Source organism: Nocardia sp. CC227C, assembly GCF_030767025.1.
Lineage (GTDB): Bacteria > Actinomycetota > Actinomycetes > Mycobacteriales > Mycobacteriaceae > Nocardia.
In genome coordinates, this window is sequence record NZ_JASITE010000022.1 from 65,387 (window position 1) to 87,231 (window position 21,845).

The window sequence follows — 21,845 nt, forward strand, 5'->3', positions numbered from 1 at the left end:
CCTACACCGAACTGTCCGAGCGGGCCAACCGCCTGGCCCGGCTGCTCATCGAGGCGGGGGTCGGACCGGAATCGCTGGTCGTCCTCGCCATGGCCCGTTCGGTCGAACTCGTCATCGCCATGTACGCGGTGCTGCGCGCGGGTGGCGCGTACGTGCCCGTCGATCCGAGCCACCCGGCCGACCGCATCGCCCATATCCTCGCCACCGCCCGCCCGCGCGTGGTGCTGACCACCACCACCGACGACTTCATCCTCCCCGAGGGTCTCGAGGCTCCGCTGTACCGCGTCGACGACCTCGACCCCCGGGCGCACTCGGCCGCACGGATCACCGACGCCGAACGCCGCGCCCCCCTGCACCCGGACCATCCGGCCTACGTTCTGTTCACCTCCGGCTCCACCGGAGCGCCCAAGGGCGTGGCCGTGAGCCACCGCGCCATCGCCAACCAGATGGCGTGGATGCACGCCGAGTACCGAGTACACGCCGCCGACCGCTACCTCCAGAAGACCGCCGCCACCTTCGACGTCTCGCTGTGGGGCTACTTCCTGCCGCTGCGCGCGGGCGCGACCGTGGTGCTCGCCGATCCCGACGGGCATCGCGACGCCCGCTATCTCGCCGAAACCATCGCCCGGTACGGCATTACGCTCACCGACTTCGTCCCGTCCATGCTCGCGGTCTTCGCCACCCACGCGCATCCGGGCGAACTCGATTCGCTGCGCGAGGTCTTCGTCGCGGGTGAGGCGTTCCCGCCGGAGACCGTCGCCGCCTTCCGCGCGGTGAGCGACGCCGGACTGCACAACCTGTACGGCCCCACCGAGGCCGCCGTCACCGTCACCCATCGTGAGGTGGACGAGCCGGGCGACCAGCCGGTGCCCATGGGTGAGCCGGAGTGGAACACCCGGGTCTATGTGCTGGACGCCCGGCTGCGTCCCGCGCCGATCGGCGTACCCGGCGAGCTGTATCTAGCCGGTGCGCAATTGGCGCGCGGCTATCACGGGCGGGTCGATTTGACCGCGGATCGCTTCGTGGCCAACCCCTTCGGCAGCGGCGAGCGCATGTACCGCACCGGCGACCTGGTGAAGTGGTCCACCGCGGGGGAGCTGATCTACCTGGGCCGCACCGACTTCCAGGTCAAGTTCCGCGGCCAGCGCATCGAACTCGCCGATATCGAGACCGCGCTCGCCGCCGCACCCGAGGTCGCCCAGGCGGCGGTCCGGTTGGTCGGCGCCGATTCCGGCGACTATCTGGCGGGCTATGTCGTGCGCACCCCCGGGGCCGAGCTCGATGTCGACCGGCTGCGCGCCGGCCTGACCCGGCGACTGCCCGCGTACATGGTCCCCACCGTCATCCGGGAACTCGATGCCCTGCCGCTGGGCGCGAGCGGAAAACTGGACCGCCGGGCACTGCCGATTCCGGTATTGGCGGCCGAGCGTTTCCGCGCTCCCGTCGACGCCGTCCAGCGTCTGGTGGCGGATGTCTTCGCGGAGGTGCTGGGGCTCGAGCGCGTCGGCCTGGACGACGACTTCTTCGCTCTGGGTGGCAGTTCACTCACCGCCACCCGGGTGACCGCGCGGATCGGTGCCGAACTGGATGCGCGGATACCGGTCCGCGTTCTCTTCGAGGCCCCCGCGGTGGGCGAGTTCGCCACCGCCGTCGGTGCGCTCGCCGAGACCGCGTCACGGCCCGCTCTCACGCCCCGCGCCCGTCCCGATCGGGTGCCGCTCTCCCTGGCGCAACAGCGGCTGTGGTTCCTCAACCGCCTGGAGAGCGAACAGGGCGGGTCCGGTCTCTACAACCTCCCCGTGGTGTTGCGCCTGCGCGGCCGCCTGGACGTCGTGGCGCTGGAGCGCGCCGCCCTCGATGTGCTGACCCGTCACGAATCGCTGCGCACCTGCTACCCCGACAGCGAATCCGGTCCGTACCAGAGCGTGCTGGCCGTCGCGGAGGTGGGGCTGAGCCTGAGTCCGGTACCGGTGGCCGCCGCCGAGGTGTCCGAGGCCGTGGCCGCCCTCGTGCGGGCCCCGTTCGATGTCACCCGCGAGCCGCCGTCTCGCGTCGCACTGCTGCTGGTCGACCGGGCCGAGGACACCGCATCGGCCGACGAGTACATCCTCGTCGTGGTGCTGCACCACATCGCCGGTGACGCGCTGTCGATGCCGCCCCTGATCCGAGATCTGGTGCGCGCCTACACCACTCGACGCGCGAACCAGGCTCCCGATTGGGAACCGCTCGCCATCCAGTACGCCGACTACACGCTCTGGCAGCGCGAATTGCTCGGCTCCGACACCACCCCGGGCGACCTCGCCCACGAGCAGCTGGGCTTCTGGCGCGACACCCTCGCCGACCTGCCCGCCCAGCTGCCGCTGCCGACCGACCGACCGCGACCAGCGCAACCGCGAAACACCGGGGGAGCGGTCGAGTTCGAGGCGGGGGGCGACGTGCTGTCCGGGCTTCGGGACATCGCCCGCGCCCACGGCGCGACCCTGTTCATGGTGGTGCACGCCGCCTTCGCCGCCACCCTGTCCCGACTCGCGGACACCGGTGACGTGGTCGTCGGCGCGCCGGTCGGCGGGCGCGGTGACCGTGCACTCGACGACCTGGTGGGCATGTTCGTCAATACCGTGGTGCTGCGCACCCGGGTGGATGCCGCGATGCCGTTCGCGGACTTCCTGACTCGGGTGCGCGATACCGATCTGTCCGCCTTCGCACATGCCGACCTGCCGTTCGAACGCCTGGTGGACGATCTCGTCACCGACCGTTCCACCGGCGCGCATCCGCTGTTCCAGGTCATGCTCAGCGTCACCGACGACGACGCGGCGGCGCGGCCGGTCCTGCCCGATCTGACCGTCACCCCCGTCGAGATCGCCGATGCCACGGCGAAATTCGATCTGCACCTGGTGGCGGGCGAACGCTCCGGCGGCTTCGGCGGCAGCCTGCGCTACGCCGCCGAACTCTTCGACGCCGAGACCGCGGCGTCCTTCGCCACCCGCTTCGTCCGGGTGCTGCGGGCCGTGATCGCCGACCCGCGAGTCCGGATCGGCGATATCGACCTGCTCGGCACCGCCGAACGCGCCCTGGTGTTGGCGCAGTGGAACGACACCGCGCACCCGCTGCCCGATGGTGCGACCCTGCTGTCGCCGTTCGAGGCGCGGGCCGCCCGCAGCCCCTTCGCCACCGCGGTCGTCCACCAGGGCATCAGTCTGACCTACGGCGACTTCGCCGCCCGGGTTCACCGCCTGGCGCGCCACCTGGTCGCTCGCGGCGTCGGACCGGAAACCCTGGTCGCCCTGGACCTGCGGCGCTCCGTCGACCTGGTCATCGGCATGTACGCGGTGCTGGCCGCCGGCGGCGGCTATGTGCCGCTGGACCCCGACCACCCGGCCGAGCGCCGAGCCCATGTGATCGAGACCGCGGCACCCGTCTGCGTGCTCAGCGCCGACGACGGTCCCGGTTTCCCCGGTGTGCCCCGTCTCCGCATCGACGAACTCGACACCACCGGCTACGACGACGCGCCGCTGACCGACGCGGACCGGCTGGCCCCGCTGCGCCCGCACCACGTCGCCTACGTCATCTTCACCTCGGGCTCGACCGGCCGCCCGAAGGGCGTGGCCGTCCCGCATGCCGCCGCGCTCAACCAGATTCGCTGGATCACCACCGAATACCGGCTCGGTATCCACGATGTGGTGCTGCTCAAGACCCCCGCTACCTTCGACGTCTCGGTGTGGGAGCTGTTCGGCCCCTTGGCGACCGGAGCCCGGCTGGTCGTGGCCGCGCCCGACGGCCACCGCGACCCCCGCTACCTGGCCGAGGTGATCGCGGCCGAGCGGGTCACCATCACCTCCTTCGTCCCGTCCATGCTCCGGGCCTTCGCCGAGGAGGCCCCGCCGCGCGCGGTCGACTCCGTGCGCGCCCTGCTGGTCGCGGGTGAGGCGTTGACCGCCGACACCGTCGCCGCCCTCCGCCGCCTCGGCGCCACCCCGCTGCACAACCTGTACGGCCCCACCGAATTCACCGTGCACGCCACGTCCGCGCCGGTCCCCGCCGAGGTGGACGGTCCGATCACGATCGGCGGCCCGGTCTGGAATGCCCGTGTCTACGTGCTGGATTCCCGTCTGCGGCCCGTCGCCCCCGGGCTCGTCGGCGAGCTCTACCTCGCGGGGACCCAGCTCGCCCGCGGTTACCTCGGCCGCGCCGACCTGACCGCGGATCGCTTCGTGGCCAATCCCTTCGACGTCGGCGAGCGCATGTACCGCACCGGCGATCTGGTGCGCTGGAACCCGGACGGCCAGCTGATCTACTTGGGCCGCAGCGACTTCCAGGTCAAAGTGCGCGGTCTGCGCATCGAGCTCGGTGAGATCGAGGCCGCGCTCACCGCCCAGGATTCGGTGGCCCGAGCAGTGGTCACGGTACGCAACGACCCCCCGGCCGGCGATCGGTTGGTTGCCTACGTCGTCCCCGCGCCCGGGCAGTCCGCGCCGGGGGCGCAGGGTGGGCACGCACCGGATGCCGCCACCCTGACAGCGGCATTGTCGCTGTCGCTGCCCTCCTACATGGTCCCGTCGACGTTCGTCCGCCTCGACGAGCTCCCGCTGAACGCCAACGGCAAACTCGACCGCGCCGCGCTGCCCGCGCCCGCCCCCGAGGAACGCGAGTTCCGCACCCCCACCGGACGTTCGGAATGCCTCGTCGCCGCGGTCTTCGCCGACGTCCTCGAACTCACCGCCCCGGTCGGCGCGGATGACGACTTCTTCGCCCTGGGCGGCAACTCGCTGATCGCCACCCGGCTGGCCGCCCGTCTCGCCAAGCGCACCGGCGTCCCCGTCCCGCTGCGGACGATCTTCGACAACGCCACCGTCCGCGCCCTGGCGGCCCGGATCGACGCCGCCGAGCCGACCACCGCAGCACCCGTGGCGCTGCCGCCGGTCACCGCCCGGCACCGCGGCGACACCATCCCGCTGTCGATCGCCCAGCAGCGCATGTGGTTCCTGAACCGCTTCGACGCCCGCGGGGGCGGCTACAACATCCCCTTCGCCCTCCGCCTCACCGGTCAGCTCAACGTTTCCGCGCTGCGCCGCGCCGTCGCCGACCTCATCGCCCGCCACGAGACACTGCGCACGCTGTACCCGGAATACGACGGCCAGGCCACCCAACTGATCCTGCCCCCGGACACCCGCCTGGTGGACCCGGTGGCGGAACCGGTCACCGCCGGGGAACTCCCCGATCTGGTGGAGGCATTGGCGCGCACCACCTTCGACGTCACCGTCGAGGTGCCGTTGCGCGTTCGCCTGCTGCGGCTCACCGATGCCGACGAGCCCACCCACCTGCTGCTGTTCGTCATCCACCACATCGCCGCCGACGGCTGGTCCTTCGCGCCGCTCACCCGCGACCTCGCCCACGCCTACGTCGCGCGCTGCGCCGACACCGCGCCCAACAGCGCACCCCTGCCCGTGCAGTACGCGGACTTCGCGCTCTGGCAGCGCGAGGTGCTCGGCAGCGCCGACGCCGCCGATTCGGTGCTCGCCCGGCAGCTGGACTACTGGAGCAACCGGCTCCGCGGCGTGCCCGAGGTGCTGGTCCTGCCCACGGACCGCCCCCGCCCGGCCGTCGCGACCAACCGGGGTGGCGAGGTGAGCGGGAGCCTGGACGCCGACCTGCACGCGGCCACCGTCGAATTCGCCAATGCCGCTCGTGCCACCCCGTTCATGGTGCTGCACACCGCACTGGCGGTGCTGCTGGCCCGGCTCTCGGGCACCCGCGACATCGTCATCGGCACGCCCGTCGCCGGTCGCGGCGACGAGGCGCTCGACGACCTGGTCGGCATGTTCGTCAACACCCTGGTGCTGCGCACCGACATCCGCCCCGACGCCACCCTCGCCGAACTGCTGGCACAGGTGCGCGATACCGATCTGGCCGCCTTCGAGTACGCCGCGGTGCCGTTCGAGCAGCTGGTCGAGGTGCTGAATCCGGTGCGCTCCCAAGCGCATGCGCCGATCTACCAGGTCGGGTTCACCCTGCAGAACCACAGCCGGCCCGAGTTCCGGTTGGCTCGCCTGGCCATCGCCGCCATCGACGCGGGGGTGCGCCCCATCCAGTTCGACCTGGACTGGACCCTCACCGACCGCTACGACACCGCGGGCGCGCCCGCGGGCATCGACATGCACCTGCACTACGCCGTCGACCTGTTCGACGAGGCCACGGCGCGCGACTTCCTCGCCGCCTTCGAACGGGTGCTGCGCGCCATGATCGCCGATCCGCGGTGTGCGGCAGGCGATGTGGAGCTGCTGTCGGTGGCCGAGCGGGGACTGCTGCTGGCCGACCGCAATGCCACCGTCCGGCCGCTGCCCCGCGAAACCCTCGCCGACCTGCTCGACCGGCGGGCCCAACTCGATCCGGACGCCGTCGCCCTCCGCTTCGAGGGCGACTCGCTCACCTACGCCGAACTGGCCGGGCGGGCGAATCGGCTGGCGCGCGAGCTGATCGCGGCGGGTGTCGGCCCGGACGACATCGTCGGCGTCACCGCGCACCGCTGCTTCGACATGGTGATCGCGCTCCATGCCGTCGTGCAGGCGGGCGCGGCCTATCTGCCGGTCGATCCGGAGCATCCGGCCGAGCGCATCGCACACGTCCTCGCCACCGCGAACACCGCGCTGGTGCTGACGGTCGGTGGCGTCGACCTGCCCCTGGTCGACGGCGTGCGATACCTCGACATCGCCGCGGTGGAGCCGTCCACACCCGCCGGACCGGTCACCGACGCCGAGCGCCGCGCCCCGCTGCGCCCCGACAATCTCGCCTACGTGCTGTTCACCTCCGGCTCCACCGGTCTGCCCAAAGGTGTGGCGACCAGCCACGCCGCCATCATGAATCAGCTGCGTTGGCTCGAGAGCCGGTACGGGGTCACCCGCGACGACCGGATCATGCAGCGTGCGCCGCTCACCTTCGACGTCTCGGTGTGGGAATGCTTCCTGCCCGCACTCGTCGGCGCGCCGCTGCTGATCCCGCGGCCCGGCGGCCATCAGGATCTCGACTATCTGGCCGGGCTCATGCGCGACTTCGGCGTCACCATCGCCGAACACGTGCCGTCGGTGCTGGCGGCGCTCATCGCCGAAGGACACGGCGACGCGCTGCGCTCGTTCCGCCATCTGCACACCGGCGGCGAGGCGCTGCCCGCCGAACTGCTGACCCTGCTGCGCGAGCACGTCGGCGGCGCGGTGCACAACGCCTACGGGCCCACCGAGGCGGCCATCTCCGCCGTCTACCACGAATTCGGCACGAGCGACGCCGACCACGAGGTTCCGATCGGCCGGCCCAACTGGAACACCCGCGCCTATGTGCTGGACGCTCGGCTGCGCCCGGTGCCGACCGGCGTCACCGGCGAGCTGTACCTGGCCGGCGCGCAGCTGGCCCGCGGCTATCAGGGCCGCGGCGCGCTCACCGCGGAACGCTTCACCGCCGACCCCTTCGGCGTACCGGGCAGCCGCATGTACCGGACCGGCGACCTGGTGCGCTGGAATCGGGACGGGGACCTGGTGTACCTGGGCCGCAACGACTTCCAGGTCAAACTGCGCGGCCAGCGCATCGAACTCGGTGAGATCGAGGCGGCGCTGCTGGCGTCGCCGGGTGTCGCCCATGCCGCCGTACTGCTGGCGGAAGATACGGCGGGCACCGAATGCCTGGTCGGATACATTGCCGGAGAGGGCATTTCCGCCGACATCGTGCTGGAGCAGGTCCGCGACCTGCTACCCGGATACATGGTGCCCGCGCACCTGGTGGTGCTGGACGACATGCCGCGCACCAGCGTCGGCAAACTCGATCGCAAGGCGCTGCCCGCCGTCGAGTTCACCGCCGCCGCCACCGTTTTCCGTGCGCCCCGGGAAGGCGCGGAATCGGTGCTCGCGGCCCTGGTGGCGGATCTGCTGGCCAGCGGCCCCATCGGTGCGGACGACGACTTCTTCGGCCGCGGCGGCAATTCGCTGCTCGCCATGCGCTTGGTGGCCCGCGCCAACGCGGCGCTCGGCTGCGATCTGACCGTGCGCGAGGTCTTCGACGCGCCCACCGTGGCCGAACTCGCCGTGCGCGCCGTTCGCGCCGACCGGCAGGCGGTGGCGCTGGCGCCGCGGCCACGTCCGGAGCGAATCCCGCTGTCCCTGGCGCAGAATCGGATGTGGCTGCTCAATCGCCTGGACCCGGGGTCGCCGCTCTACAACATCCCCGCCGCCCTGCGGCTCACCGGAACCCTGGATATCGACGCCCTGCGCGCCGCCGTCATCGACGTCATGGCACGGCACGAGGCGTTGCGCACGCTGTTCCCGGCGGACGCCGACGGCCCGCGGCAGGACATCCTCCCCGTCACCGCGGTGCCCGCGCCCGACCTCACACCCGTCGACGCCGCGGACCTGCCGAGCGCGGTGGCGGCCGTGGCGGGACGCGGATTCGATCTGCGCACCGAACTGCCGGTGCGCGTGGCCCTGCTGCGTGCCGATCCGGACGAGCACGTGCTGGTCGTGGTGACCCATCACATTGCCGCCGACGGCGTGTCCACCGGACCACTGGCCCGCGACCTCATGGTGGCCTACGCCGCGCGCGTCGAGGGGAACCGGCCGCCGTGGCGGCCGCTGCCGGTGCAGTACGCCGATTTCACGCTGTGGCAGCGGGAAGCGCTCGGCGACGCCGACGATCCCACCTCGGCGTTGGCCGCCCAGATCGCCCACTGGCGTGCCGAGCTAGCCGGGCTGGCCCCCGTACTGGAGCTGCCGACCGACCGCCCGCGTCCGCCGGTGTGGACCGGCCGGGGCGCGGCGCTGCTGTTCGAGCTGTCCGCCGACACCACCGCGGCGATCACGGAACTGGCCCGCCGACACGGCATTTCGACCTTCATGGTGGTGCACGCCGCCTACGCGGTGGTGCTGGCGCGCCTGGCCGGAACCGACGACGTCGCCATCGGCACCCCGATCGCCGGGCGCTCCGAACAGGCCCTCGACGACCTGGTCGGCATGTTCGTCAATACGTTGGTCCTGCGTACCCCGGTGCGGTCGGATGCTACCTTCGCCCAGTTGCTCACCACCGTCCGCGACGCCGACGTACGGGCCTTCGCCCACGCCGATCTGCCGTTCGAGCGGTTGGTGGACGAGCTGAATCCGGTGCGTTCTCGAGCTCATTCGCCGATCGTGCAGGCGCTGCTCACCTTCGAGCACCGCGACGACACCGTCGTGCGGCTGCCCGGCCTGGAGGTCTCCGGCTTCCCGATCGAGAACACCGCCGCCCAGTTCGACCTGTCGCTGGCCTGCACGGAGATCGCCGCCGAGGACGGCCGCACGGCGCTGTCGGTGGCGCTGCGCTATGCCACCGACCTGTTCGACGCCACCACCGTGTCCGCCTTCGCGCAACGCTTCCAACGGGTGCTGCGGACCGCCGTCGCCGATGCCACCGTGCGGGTCGGCGATATCGAACTGCTCGCACCCGAGGAACGCGAACTGCTGCTGTCCGAGCGCAATGCCACCGCGGTCGGGCTCACGGCCGGACGAACCGGGTACGCGGCCCTGACCCTGGCCTCGCTCTTCGAGGGCCAGGTCGCGCGCACGCCGGACGCGATCGCGGTGACCTACGGCAACACCAGCCTGGAGTACGCCGAATTCGCCTCCAGGGCGCGAAGACTCGCCCGCTTCCTGATCGCCGAGGGGGTCGGCCCGGATACCTTCGTGGCCCTGGCCATGCGCCGCTCCATCGACCTGGTCGTCGGCATGTACGCGGTCGTCATGGCCGGTGGCGCGTACGTCCCGCTGGACCCGGACCACCCGGCCGAACGCACCGAGTACATCCTCGAAACCGCCCAGCCCGTATGCGTTCTCACCACGTCCGCCACCCCCGCCCCCGCCCCCGACGGCGACCCCCCGTCGGTTCGCGGCGCGTCCCGGTTCTGGACTGACGGAGCGGGGGAGCGAAGCGGAGGAGCGGAGGAGGGAAGAACCGGGACTTCCAGCGCCGCGAACCCGCCCGGAGCGCAGCGGAGGGCGAATATACACAGCATCGACAAGCTCGACCTGTCGGTGTACGCCGACACCCCGATCACCGATGCCGATCGCCGGTCCGCGCTGCGGTCCGGCAGCACCGCGTACGTGATCTTCACCTCGGGGTCGACCGGTCGCCCCAAGGGCGTCGCGGTCTCGCACGCCGCCATCGTCAACCGCCTGGTGTGGATGCAGTACGAGTACCGCATCGGCGCGGGCGATGTGGTCCTGCAGAAGACCCCGGCCACCTTCGACGTCTCGGTGTGGGAGTTCTTCTGGCCCTTGCAGATCGGCGCTCGTCTGGTGCTGGCCGCGCCCGACGGTCACCGCGATCCGGCCTATCTGACCGAACTCATCGCCCGCGAGGGCGTCACGGTCGCCCACTTCGTGCCGTCCATGCTCGCCGTCTTCGTCGCCGCGCTGGACGCCACCGACGATTCCACCGACGGCGACGCGCCTCGAACCCGCCCGGAGCGCAGCGGAGGGCAGATCAAACTCAACCAGGTGTTCGCTTCCGGTGAGGTGTTGCCGTCCAGAACCGCGCAGCGGCTGCGGGAGCTGACCGGGGCCCGGCTGCACAACCTGTACGGCCCGACCGAGGCCGCCGTCGACGTCACCTATCACGAGGTGACCGATGCCGACGTGGATACCGTCCCGATCGGCGTTCCCGTCTTCAACACCCGGGTGTACGTGCTGGACGCGCGCTTGCGCCCGGTCCCGGAAGGCGTCGCGGGCGAGCTGTACCTCGCCGGGGACCAGCTCGCCACCGCCTACGTGGTGCGACCCGAGTTGACCTCGGATCGGTTCGTGGCCAACCCGTTCGGCGACGGCGCCCGCATGTACCGCACCGGCGACCTGGTGAAGTGGAATGCCGACGGTGAGCTGGAATACTTGGGGCGCACCGACTTCCAGGTGAAGCTGCGCGGTCTGCGCATCGAGCCGGGGGAGATCGAAGCCGCCCTCGGCGAGGTGGACGCCGTCACGCAGGCGGTGGTCGTGGTGCGCCACGACCAGCGCACCGGCGATCAGCTGGTCGCCTACCTCACGGCGGCCGGTGACATCGACCCGCAGCGGGTGAAAGCCGCAGTGGCGCGGCGGCTTCCGGCGTACATGATGCCGAACGCCATCGTGGTGCTCGACGAGCTGCCGCTCAATGCCTCCGGCAAGCTGGATCGCGGGGCGCTGCCCGAACCGTCCTTCGCGGCCGAGGTCTACCGTGCCCCCACCACCGTGGCGGAGCAGACGGTGGCCGCGGTCTTCGCCGAGGTGCTCGGTCGCGATCGGATCGGCCTGGACGACGACTTCTTCGAACTCGGCGGCAACTCGCTCATCGCCACCCGGGTGGTGGCTCGACTCTCGGCGGCGCTCTCGGCCGATATCGAGATGCGCGCCGTCTTCGAAGCCCCCACCGTGGCGGCGCTGGCCGCCCACGCCGCCGCCCGCACCGGCACCGCCCGCGATCGTGCGCCGCTGACGCCGGCCCCGCGGCCGGAACGGATTCCGCTGTCCCCGGCCCAGCAGCGCATCTGGCTGCTGAACCGCCTCGAGACCACCGCCGCCGTCTACAACATCCCCCTGGTGGTGCGCCTGTCCGGCATGCTCGACACCACCGCACTCGGATCGGCCGTGGCCGATGTGGCGGCGCGGCACGAGGTGCTGCGCACCAGCTACCCCGACACCCCGGACGGTCCGGTGCAGCGGATACGGCCGCCGGATTCGGTGCCGGTCGACCTCGTCCCGGTCGACTCCGATCCCGCGCGGCTGACCGACGACATCGCCGCCGTCGTGGCCCCCGGCTTCGACGTCACAGCCGACCCGCCGTTCCGAGCAGCGCTGCTGCGGTTGGCCGCCGACGACCACGTGCTGGTCTTCGTCGTCCATCACATTGCCGCCGATGGCTGGTCGTTGGCTCCGCTGGCCCGCGATCTGGTCACCGCTTACGCCGCTCGGGCACGCGGCGCGGCTCCGGACTGGATGCCGTTGCCGGTGCAGTACGCCGACTACGCGCTGTGGCAGCGTGCCCTGCTCGGCGCGGACGATGATCCCGAATCGCTGGCGGGACAGCAACTCTCGTACTGGCGGCGGCAGCTGACCGAACTGCCGGAGGAACTGCGGCTGCCCACGGACCGCCCGCGCGGCACCAGGCCGTCCTTCCGCGGCGGCAGGTTCCCGTTCACCGTGGACGCCGAAACCCACGGCGCACTGGCGGAATTGGCGCGCGAACACAACGCCACCCTCTTCATGGTGGTGCACGCCGCGCTGGCCGTGCTGCTGGCCCGCCTGTCCGCGAGCACCGACATCGCCATCGGCACCCCCGTGGCGGGCCGGGGCGAGGCGGCACTGGACGACCTGGTCGGCATGTTCGTCAACACCCTGGTGCTGCGTACCGACGTGCGCGGCGACGACACCTTCCACGCCCTGCTGGACTCGGTCCGCGACACCGACATGGCGGCGTTCGCCCACGCCGACCTGCCCTTCGAGCGGCTGGTGGAGGCCGTGCGCCCGGCCCGCGCCAGCGGCCGCCATCCCCTGTTCCAGGTGGCGCTGACCTTCCAGAACTTCGCCGCGACCACCGTCGAACTGCCCGGTGTCATCATGACCACCCTGGACGCGGCGGGCGACGACACCGCCAGATTCGACCTGTCGGTCGCCCTGCGCGACCAGGTGACGGCGGCGGGCGCGCCCGCCGGTATCGACGGCGAGATCACTTTCGCCCGCGACCTTTTCGACGACGAGACGGTGGCGACGCTGGCGGAACGCTTCCTCCGGCTGCTGGCGGCCGCGGCCGCGCGTCCGGAGACCGCGGTGGGTGATCTGCCGCTGCTGTCGGCGGACGAGCACGCCTCGTTCACCGCCGTGCCCGCCGCGACACGTGCGGCGCTGCTGCCGGAGATCGCGGGCCGCGGCAGTATTCACGGCTACGAGCGGATCGCCGTGCGCGCCGAGGGCGGCGAGATCACCTATCAGCAGTTGCACGAGGTGAGCAATCGCCTGGCCCGGCTCCTCGTTTCCCGGGGCGTGGGTCCGGAGCGGCGGGTGGCGGTGGCCTTCCCGCGCTCGGCCGACGGCGTGATCGCCGCCCTGGCCGTGGCCAAGTCGGGCGGCGCGTTCGTGCCCGTCGACCCGGCCCACACCGCCGACCGCGTGCGCTACGTGCTCGCCGACGCCGCGCCGGTACTCGGCGTCACGCTCGCCGAATTCGCGGCGGAGCTGCCCGCCGATCTGCCGTGGCTGCTGCTCGACGATCCCGCCGTGGTGGCCGAGTGCGCCCGCTACGCCGCCACCGACCTGACCGATGCCGACCGGCCGTCCCCGCTGCGCGTCGAGCACCCGGCCTATCTGATCTACACCTCCGGGTCCACCGGAAAACCCAAGGGCGTCACCGTCACGCACGCGGGACTGCGGCCCCTGGTCGATCACGCCGTGGTGCGGTACGGGCTCACCGCCGAGGACCGGATGCTCCAGATCCGCATCCCCGTCGCCGACCCGTTCGTCCTGGAATGGCTGTGCGCCTTCGCGACCGGCGCGACCCTGGTGATCGCGCCGCCGTCGGTGTACGGCGGCCCCGAACTCGCCGAACTCGTCCGGGACGAGGGGGTGACCCATGCCCTCGTCCCGCCCGGCGTGCTGGCCACCATGGATCCCGCCGGACTGGACCGGCTGCGCGTGCTGCACGTCGGCGGTGACGTCAGCACCGCGGAACTGGTGGCCGCGTGGCAGCCGGGCCGCACCTATCTGAACGCCTACGGGCCCACCGAGACCACCATTGTCGCCACCTACGCCGAGCTGGCTCCCGGGCGGCGCGTCGGTATCGGCGCACCGATTCCGGGCACGGCCGCGCTGGTGCTGGACGAGCGCCTCGCGCCGGTGCCGCCGGGCGTGGCCGGGGAACTGTACCTGTCCGGTCCCGGTCTCGCGCGCGGCTACCACAACGCACCCGGCCTCAGCGCCGGTCGGTTCGTCGCCGACCCGTGGGGTGCGCCCGGCTCGCGCATGTATCGCACCGGAGATCTGGTGCGCCGGGTGCCGGGCGCACTCGGCGGCTGGGAGCTGGAGTACCTGGGGCGCACCGACTTCCAGGTGAAGGTGCGTGGATTCCGGGTCGAGCTCGGCGAGATCGACACCGTGCTCGCCGACCACCCGGCCGTGGAGCGCGTGGTGACCGTCGGCCGCGCGGATCAGCGCGGGCAGACCGTGCTGGTGTCGTATGTGGTTCTCGCCGAGGGGGATGCGGTGCGGGTGCCGGACCTGCGCGACCACGCGGCCCGCAGCCTCGCGCCCTACATGGTGCCGTCCGCGATCGTGGTGCTCGATGCGCTGCCGCTCACCCCCGCCGGAAAGCTCGACCGGCGGGCGCTGCCCGAGCCGGAGATCCACGCTCGTGAATTCCGTGCGCCCGCGACGCCGCTGGCGGAGCTGGTCGCGCAGGTCTTCGCCGAGGTGCTCGGGCTGCCGCCGGTCGGCGCGGACGACGACTTCTTCGACCTCGGCGGCAATTCGCTCATCGCCACCCGGGTCACCGCCCGGCTGGGGGAGCGGTTGGGCCGGCGGGTTCCGGTGCCGACCCTGTTCGAGGCTCCGGTCGTGCACGCGCTGGCGGCCCGTCTCGTCGCGGACGACATCGCGCCCGCGCTGCCCGCGCTGACCGCCGGGCCGCGTCCGGCACGGATTCCGCTGTCCCCGGCACAGCAGCCGATGTGGCTGCTGAACCGGCTGGACCCGGAATCCCCGGCCTACAACATCCCCGCGGCGGTGCGGATTCTCGGCGAACTCGACCATGCCGCCATGCGCGCCGCCTTCGCCGACGTGGTGGCCCGGCACGAGACGCTGCGCACCGTCTTCCCGCTCGACGCCGACGGCGAGGGGCATCAGGTGATCCTGCCGCCGCACACCGCGCTGTCGCCGGACGTGGAGCCGGTCGCCGGCGCGGTGGCCGCCCGGGTGGCCGAGATCGCCTCCGCCGGTTTCGATGTCACCACCGAGGTGCCGCTGCGGGCGGTGCTGCTGCGCGAGGCAGAGCACAGCCACGTGCTGGTGGTGGTGCTGCACCACATCATCGCCGACGGCTTCTCCATGAATCCGCTGCTGCGCGATATCGTCACCGCCTACCTCGCCCGCCGCTCCGGCGGCGGCCCGACCTGGACGCCGCTGCCGGTGCAGTACGCCGATTACACGCTGTGGCAGCACCGGGTACTGGAAACCGTCGCGGCGGCGGAACTCACGTTCTGGCGTGAGACCCTCGCCGGACTGCCGGACGAACTGCCGCTGCCCACCGATCGGCCCCGTCCGGCGCTGTCCTCGCGGCGCGGCGCGGTGGTGCGCGGACGGATCGGCGGCGGTGTCGGAGCCCGGCTGGACGGTGTCGCCAAGCGGCACGGCGTGACACCGTTCATGGTGTTGCACGCCGCCCTGTCGGTGCTGCTGGCCCGGATGTCGGGCACCGACGACATCGCCATCGGAACGCCGGTGGCGGGGCGCGGTGCGAGCGCGCTGGACGGCATGGTCGGCATGTTCGTCAACACCCTCGCGCTGCGCACCCGGATCGACCGCCCGGACCGCACCTTCGCCGAACTGCTCGCCGCGACCCGCGCGGCGGACGTGGCCGCCTTCGCCCACGCCACCGTGCCGTTCGAACGGGTGGTGGACGCCCTCGGCGTCGAACCCACCCGAGCCCGGCATCCGCTGTTCACCGTCAGCCTCAGCTATGTGAACCTGGACTCGCGCACACACGCGGTGCCGGGTCTGGTGCTGGAGGGTGTCGACTTCGACGACAGCGTCGCCAAATTCGACCTGACCTTCACCATCGGGGCGGCGCTCGACGCCGACGGCCACCTCCCGGTGGAGTTGACCTACGCCACCGACCTCTACGACGCGTCGACGGCGGCCGAACTGCTGCGTCGCTTCGGCCGGGTGTTGGGCGCGGTCACCGCCGACCCGCGACGCCGGGTCGGCGAGATCGAGATTCTCGCCCCCGCCGAGCGCGCCGAGATTCTCGCCCGCCGCGGTCCGCGCGCGACCACACCGCGCACCCTGGCCGAGATCATGCGCGCGGCCGTGACCCTGAATCCGGAGGCCACCGCCCTGGTGCACGCGGGACGGGAACTGAGCTACCGGGAACTCGACGAGCGCTCCTCCCGACTGGCCCGGCTGCTCATCCGCGCCGGGCTCGGGGCGGAGGACGTCGTCGCCGTCGCCATTCCCCGGTCCATCGACTCCATGGTGGCGCTGTGGGCGGTGGCGAAGGCCGGGGCGGTCTTCCTGCCGGTGGATCCCACCTATCCGGCCGAGCGCATCACCCATATGCTCACCGACTCCGGCGCGCGGATCGGCATCACCGTCACCGCCGCGGCGGCCGAGCTGCCCCCCGGCGTCGAGTGGCTGGTGCTGGATGCCGACGCGACCGCGGAACGATTGCGGCACATCGGCTGTGCACCCGTCACGGACGACGAACCGGTGCGCCCGGTGACCGTCGGCAATGCCGCCTGGATGATGTACACCTCCGGCTCCACCGGGAGGCCCAAGGGCGTGGTGGTCACCCATGCCGGCATCGCCGGGGTGGCCGCCCTGCACCTGGAGCGCTGCCCCACCACGGCCGCCGCCCGCGTCCTGCACCGGGCTTCGCCCAGTTTCGACGCCTCCCTCATGGAGGTGCTCATGGCGCTGCCGGTGGGTGCGGCGCTGGTCATCGCGCCCGCCGATGTCTTCGGCGGCGCGGAGATGTCCGAACTCCTTCGCGCCGAGCGGGTTACGCACGCGCTCATCACGCCGTCGGTGCTGCACACCCTCGACGCGGACGCGCTGTCGGGACTGCGGCACCTGTCGGTGGGCGGCGAGGGCTTCGGCCCGGAACTGGTCCGGCGCTGGGGGCGGGATCGGGAACTGTACAACTCCTACGGCCCGACCGAGGCCACCATCACCACCCATATGAGTTCCGCGCTGCGCCCCGGCGATCCGGTGGTGCTCGGCGGACCGGCCGACGGTCTGTCGGCCGTGGTCCTCGACCACCGGCTGCGGCCGGTGCCGGACGGCGTGACCGGCGAAATGTATCTGCGGGGGCCGGGATTGGCGCGTGGCTACCACCGCCTGCACGGTCTCACCGCGAGTCGCTTCGTGGCCGATCCGTACGGCGCGCCCGGCGAAAGGCTCTACCGCACCGGTGATCTGGTGCGCTGGACCACCCGTTCGGTCGACGGAGGCACCGCTCCTGCGCTGGAATACCTGGGCCGCACCGATGATCAGGTGAAGGTGCGCGGTCTGCGCATCGAGCTCGGCGAGATCGACACGGTGCTGACCGCGCACCCGGCGGTCGACAGCGCGGTGACGATCGGCCACCGTGATGCCACCGGCGAGATCGCCCTGGTGTCCTACGTGGTGCCCGCACCCGGTCACACCGTCGACGCGGATGCGCTGCGCGCCTTCGCGGCCCGTTCGCTCATCGCCTACATGGTGCCCGCCGCCATCATGGTCATCGACGCCATTCCGCTCACCCCGACCGCCAAGCTGGATCGGAAGGCGCTGCCGGAACCGGTATTCCGGGAAGCGGCCTACCGGGCTCCGGTCACCGCCACCCAACGGCGCGTCGCCGAGACCATGGCCGGGCTACTGGGCCGCGCCGTCGACCGCGTCGGTCTCGACGACGACTTCTTCGCCCTCGGCGGCAATTCGCTGAGCGCGGCGAAGCTCTCGGCCCGGCTGTCCACCCGCCTCGGCGCACCCGTGGCCATGCGGACCGTCTTCGAGCATCCCACCGTCGTCGCGCTGGCGGCGGCCGTGGCCGCCGCCGGTCCGGTGGCGGCGGAACCGGTGCTCGCGCCGCGTACCGATCGCGGCCCGGTGCCGCTGTCCCCGGCGCAGCAGCGCATGTGGTTCCTCAACCGCTTCGACACCGCCGGTGCGGCCACCGCCGACGGCACCGCGGCGGCCTACAACATCCCCCTCGCCATCCGGCTCACCGGTGACCTGGACATCGCCGCCCTCACCGCCGCGCTGTCCGATGTGACGGCCCGCCACGAATCGCTGCGCACGGTGTACCCGCTCACCGATTCCGGTCCGGTGCAGGTGGTCGTGCCCGCCGAGCGGGCGCCCGTGCCGGAGCTGACGCCGATTCCCCTCGCCGCGGCCGATATCACCGCCGCCGTCACCGAATTCGTGGGCGCGGCCTTCGACGTCACCGCCGAGATCCCGCTGCGGGCGCGGCTCTACGCGGTGGCCGAGGACGACCATGTGCTCGCCGTGTCGGTGCATCACATCGCCGCCGACGGCGCTTCGCTGGCACCGTTGGCCCGCGATGTGGTGTCCGCCTACGCGGCCCGTCGCGCCGGTGCGGCGCCAGCGTGGACGCCGCTTCCGGTGCAGTACGCCGACTACTCGGTGTGGCAGCGGGCCCGGCTCGGCGCCGAGGACGACCCGCACTCCCTCGCGGCCCGCCAACTCCGGTTCTGGACCGAGACCCTCGCCGGCCTGCCCGACCAGCTGTCACTGCCCACCGACCGGCCGCGCCCGGCGGTGGTGTCCACCGCCGGACGGCAGGTGGAGTTCACCATCTACGCCGAAACCCATGCCCGACTGCTGGAATTGGGACGTGCGCGGGGCGCGACGCTGTTCATGGTGGTGCACGCAGCCTTCTCGCTGCTGCTGTCGCGCCTGTCCGGTGACTCGGCGGTCGCGGTGGGCACGCCGGTGTCCGGCCGCGGGGCGGACGCCCTCGACGATCTGGTCGGCATGTTCGTCAACACCCTGGTGCTGCGGGCGGATATCGACCCGGCCGTGGGCTTCACCGCCCTGCTGGACCGCGTGCGCGCCACCGACCTGGCCGCGTTCTCGCACGCCGACGTGCCCTTCGAGCGGCTCGTCGAAGTACTGAACCCGGTGCGCTCCACCGCGCGGCACCCGCTGTTCCAGGTGGGGTACTCGTTCAACACTGTCACGGGCGGCGAGTTCGCCCTCGACGGGCTCACCGTGCGCCCGGTCGCCTACGACACCGCGGTATCGCGTTTCGACCTGCATCTGGTGGTGGCCGACCGGTATCACGCCGACGGCACCCCCGCCGGGCTGGACGCCGCCGTCACCTACGCGACCGCGCTGTTCGACGAGGGCACCGTCGCCGGACTCGCCTCCCGTCTGCAGCGCCTGCTCGGCGAGATCCTCGCCCGGCCCACCGCCCCGGTGGGTGAGCTGGAGCTGCTCGCGCCCCGGGAACGGGTGCACATCCTCGAGCACTGGAACGACACCGCCGCCGAGGTGGACGACCGATCCACGCTCGCCTCGCTGCTCCAGGCCGGTGCGGCGGCCGATCCGGAGGCCGTCGCACTGGTGGCGTGGACATCGCACGGCCGCGAGGTGCTCACCTACGCCGAACTCGGCGCCCGGGTGAATCGCCTGGCGCGGCACCTGATCTCGCTCGGCGTCGGACCCGAGGCGCGCGTGGCGCTGGCGCTGCGGCGCTCGGTCGATCTGGTGGTGGCCATGTACGCGGTATCGGTGGCCGGCGGTGCGTACGTGCCGGTGGACCCCGACCAGCCCGCCGATCGGACCGACTACATCCTCGAGACGGCGGCACCGGTCTGCGTACTCGCCGACGCCTGCTATCGCACCGCGGTCGCCCCACTGGTGCGCGTCGACGACCCGGTGCTGGAATCGCTGGCGGCCGAGCCGATCACCGATGCCGACCGGCGTGCGCCGCTGGCGGCTGCCCACACCGCCTACGTGATATTCACCTCCGGTTCCACCGGCCGTCCGAAGGGCGTGGCGGTGCCGCACGGTGCGGTGGTCAACCAGTTGCTCTGGAAGCGGGACGAATTCGGTCTGAACGCCGCCGATTCCATCCTGCTGAAGACGGCCGCCACCTTCGACCTCTCGGTCTGGGAGTTCTGGTCGGCCGCCGTCTGCGGCGGTCGCCTGATCATCGCCGCTCCCGACGCGCACCGCGATCCCCGCGCCCTCGCCGAGCTGATGGCGCGGGAGGATGTGACCACCCTGCACACCGTCCCCGCCATGCTCGACGCCCTGCTCGCCGAGGCCCTGCCGAGCTCCCCGCGGCGCGTCCTCGCCATTGGAGAAACACTCGATTCCGCGCTGGCGCAACGTTTCCGCCGCGAACATCCGGATACCGAGCTGTTCAACCTGTACGGTCCCACCGAAGCGGCGGTATCGGTCACCAACCATCGCGTGACCGCCGCCGACGAGCTGTCGGTTCCCATCGGCCGCCCGGAGTGGAACAGCCGGGTCTATGTCCTGGACGCGCGCTTGCGACCCGTTCCGGCCGGTGTCTCGGGTGAGCTCTACCTCGCGGGAGCCCAGCTGGCCCGCGGCTACCTCGCGCGTCCCGATCTCACCGCGGACCGCTTCGTGGCGAACCCGTTCACCCCGGGCGAGCGCATGTACCGCACCGGCGACCTGGCGGCATGGAACGCCGAGGGCGAGCTGGAATACCGCGGCCGCACGGACTTCCAGGTGAAGATCCGCGGCTTCCGCATCGAACTCGGCGAGATCGAGGCGGCGCTGGCGTCGCTGCCCGAGGTGGCTCGGGCGGCGGTGCTGGCGAAGTCGGACTCCCACGCCGGTGACCGGCTGGTCGCCTACGTGGTTCCCACCCGGCCGCGCACCCCGAGCGTGGAAGCCGCCCTGGACATCCCACGGGTGCGCGCGGCGCTGACGGCGGCCCTGCCGTCCTACATGGTCCCGGCAGCCTTCGTGGTCCTGGATGAACTACCGCGCACCGCGAACGGAAAGCTCGACCGTGACGCGCTGCCGGAGCCGACCTTCGCCCCGCGCGAATACCGCGCCCCGCGAACCGATCCGGAGCATCAGATCTGCGCTGCCTTCGCCTCGGTCCTCCCGGTGGCGCGGATCGGTCTGGACGACAACTTCTTCGAACTCGGCGGAAACTCCCTGCTCGCCGTGCGTCTGGCCGCCGAGCTGAGCGAGGCACTGGCCGAACGCATCCCGGTATCGGTTCTGTTCACCGCCCCCACCCCCGGTGAACTGGCCGCCCGTCTCGCTCACCCGCACCCCGGCGCTCTCGATCCGGACTCGGCCTTCTCGGTGCTCCTGCCGTTGCGTCCGACCGGCGGCGGCGCCCCGCTGTTCTGCATCCATCCCGCGGGCGGCATCGCCTGGTCCTTCGCCGGTCTGGCCGCGCACCTCGATGCCGACCGCCCCATCTACGGCCTGCAATCCCCGACCCTGGCCGCCGATACACCCCTGCCCGATTCCATCGACGAATGGGCGGCGGAGTACGCCCGTGAGATTCGCGCCGTCCAGCCGGAAGGCCCGTATCACCTGCTCGGCTGGTCGCTGGGCGGAGTGCTGGCCCACGCCGTCGCGGTCCTGCTCCAGGACCAGGGCCAGTCCGTCGCTACCCTGGCCATGCTGGACAGCTCCCTGGAGGTCACCGCCGACGAGCCGACCACCATTCCCGTCGCACAGGTTCTCGGCGGGCTGCTCGCCGATCCGGGCGATATCGACGATGCTTCCCCCGCGGTCGTGGCCGAACGCCTTGCCGCACTGGGCGAGCCGTTCTCGGCGCTGGGGGCGGATCGGATCGCGCGCATCATCGACGGCGGCGTGCGCTCGCTCGCCCTCATCGCCGAGCACCGTCCCCGCCGCTTCAAGGGTGATCTGCTGTACTTCGCCGCCGCCGGCGACGATCCGAGCGGCGCCTCCGGTGTCTCGACCTGGTCCGACGCCATCGACGGTGTGGTGCACAACCATGCCGTGCGGGCCACCCACTGGCGGATGACCGCACCGGAGGCCCTCGCCCACATCAGCCGCGTGCTGAACGCGGTCCGCAGGCAAGCCGGGCCGCGCTAGCCGCCTGCTCCGACGCCGCACGGCCGCGATCCG

The 21,845-nt window shown here is 72.0% G+C and carries 1 protein-coding gene (cut by a window edge); it reads left to right on the forward strand.

All coding sequences use genetic code 11. The annotated features are described in order from the left end of the window. A protein-coding gene (locus QMO76_RS31590; RefSeq protein WP_306365016.1) for a non-ribosomal peptide synthetase crosses the window boundary here: on the forward strand, nt 1–21,812 show its 3' portion. Its footprint begins 3,694 nt before the window's first position; only the last 21,812 of its 25,506 coding nucleotides appear in the window; its start codon lies off the left edge, out of view; it ends in the stop codon at nt 21,810–21,812. Nucleotides 21,813–21,845 lie beyond the last annotated feature (33 nt).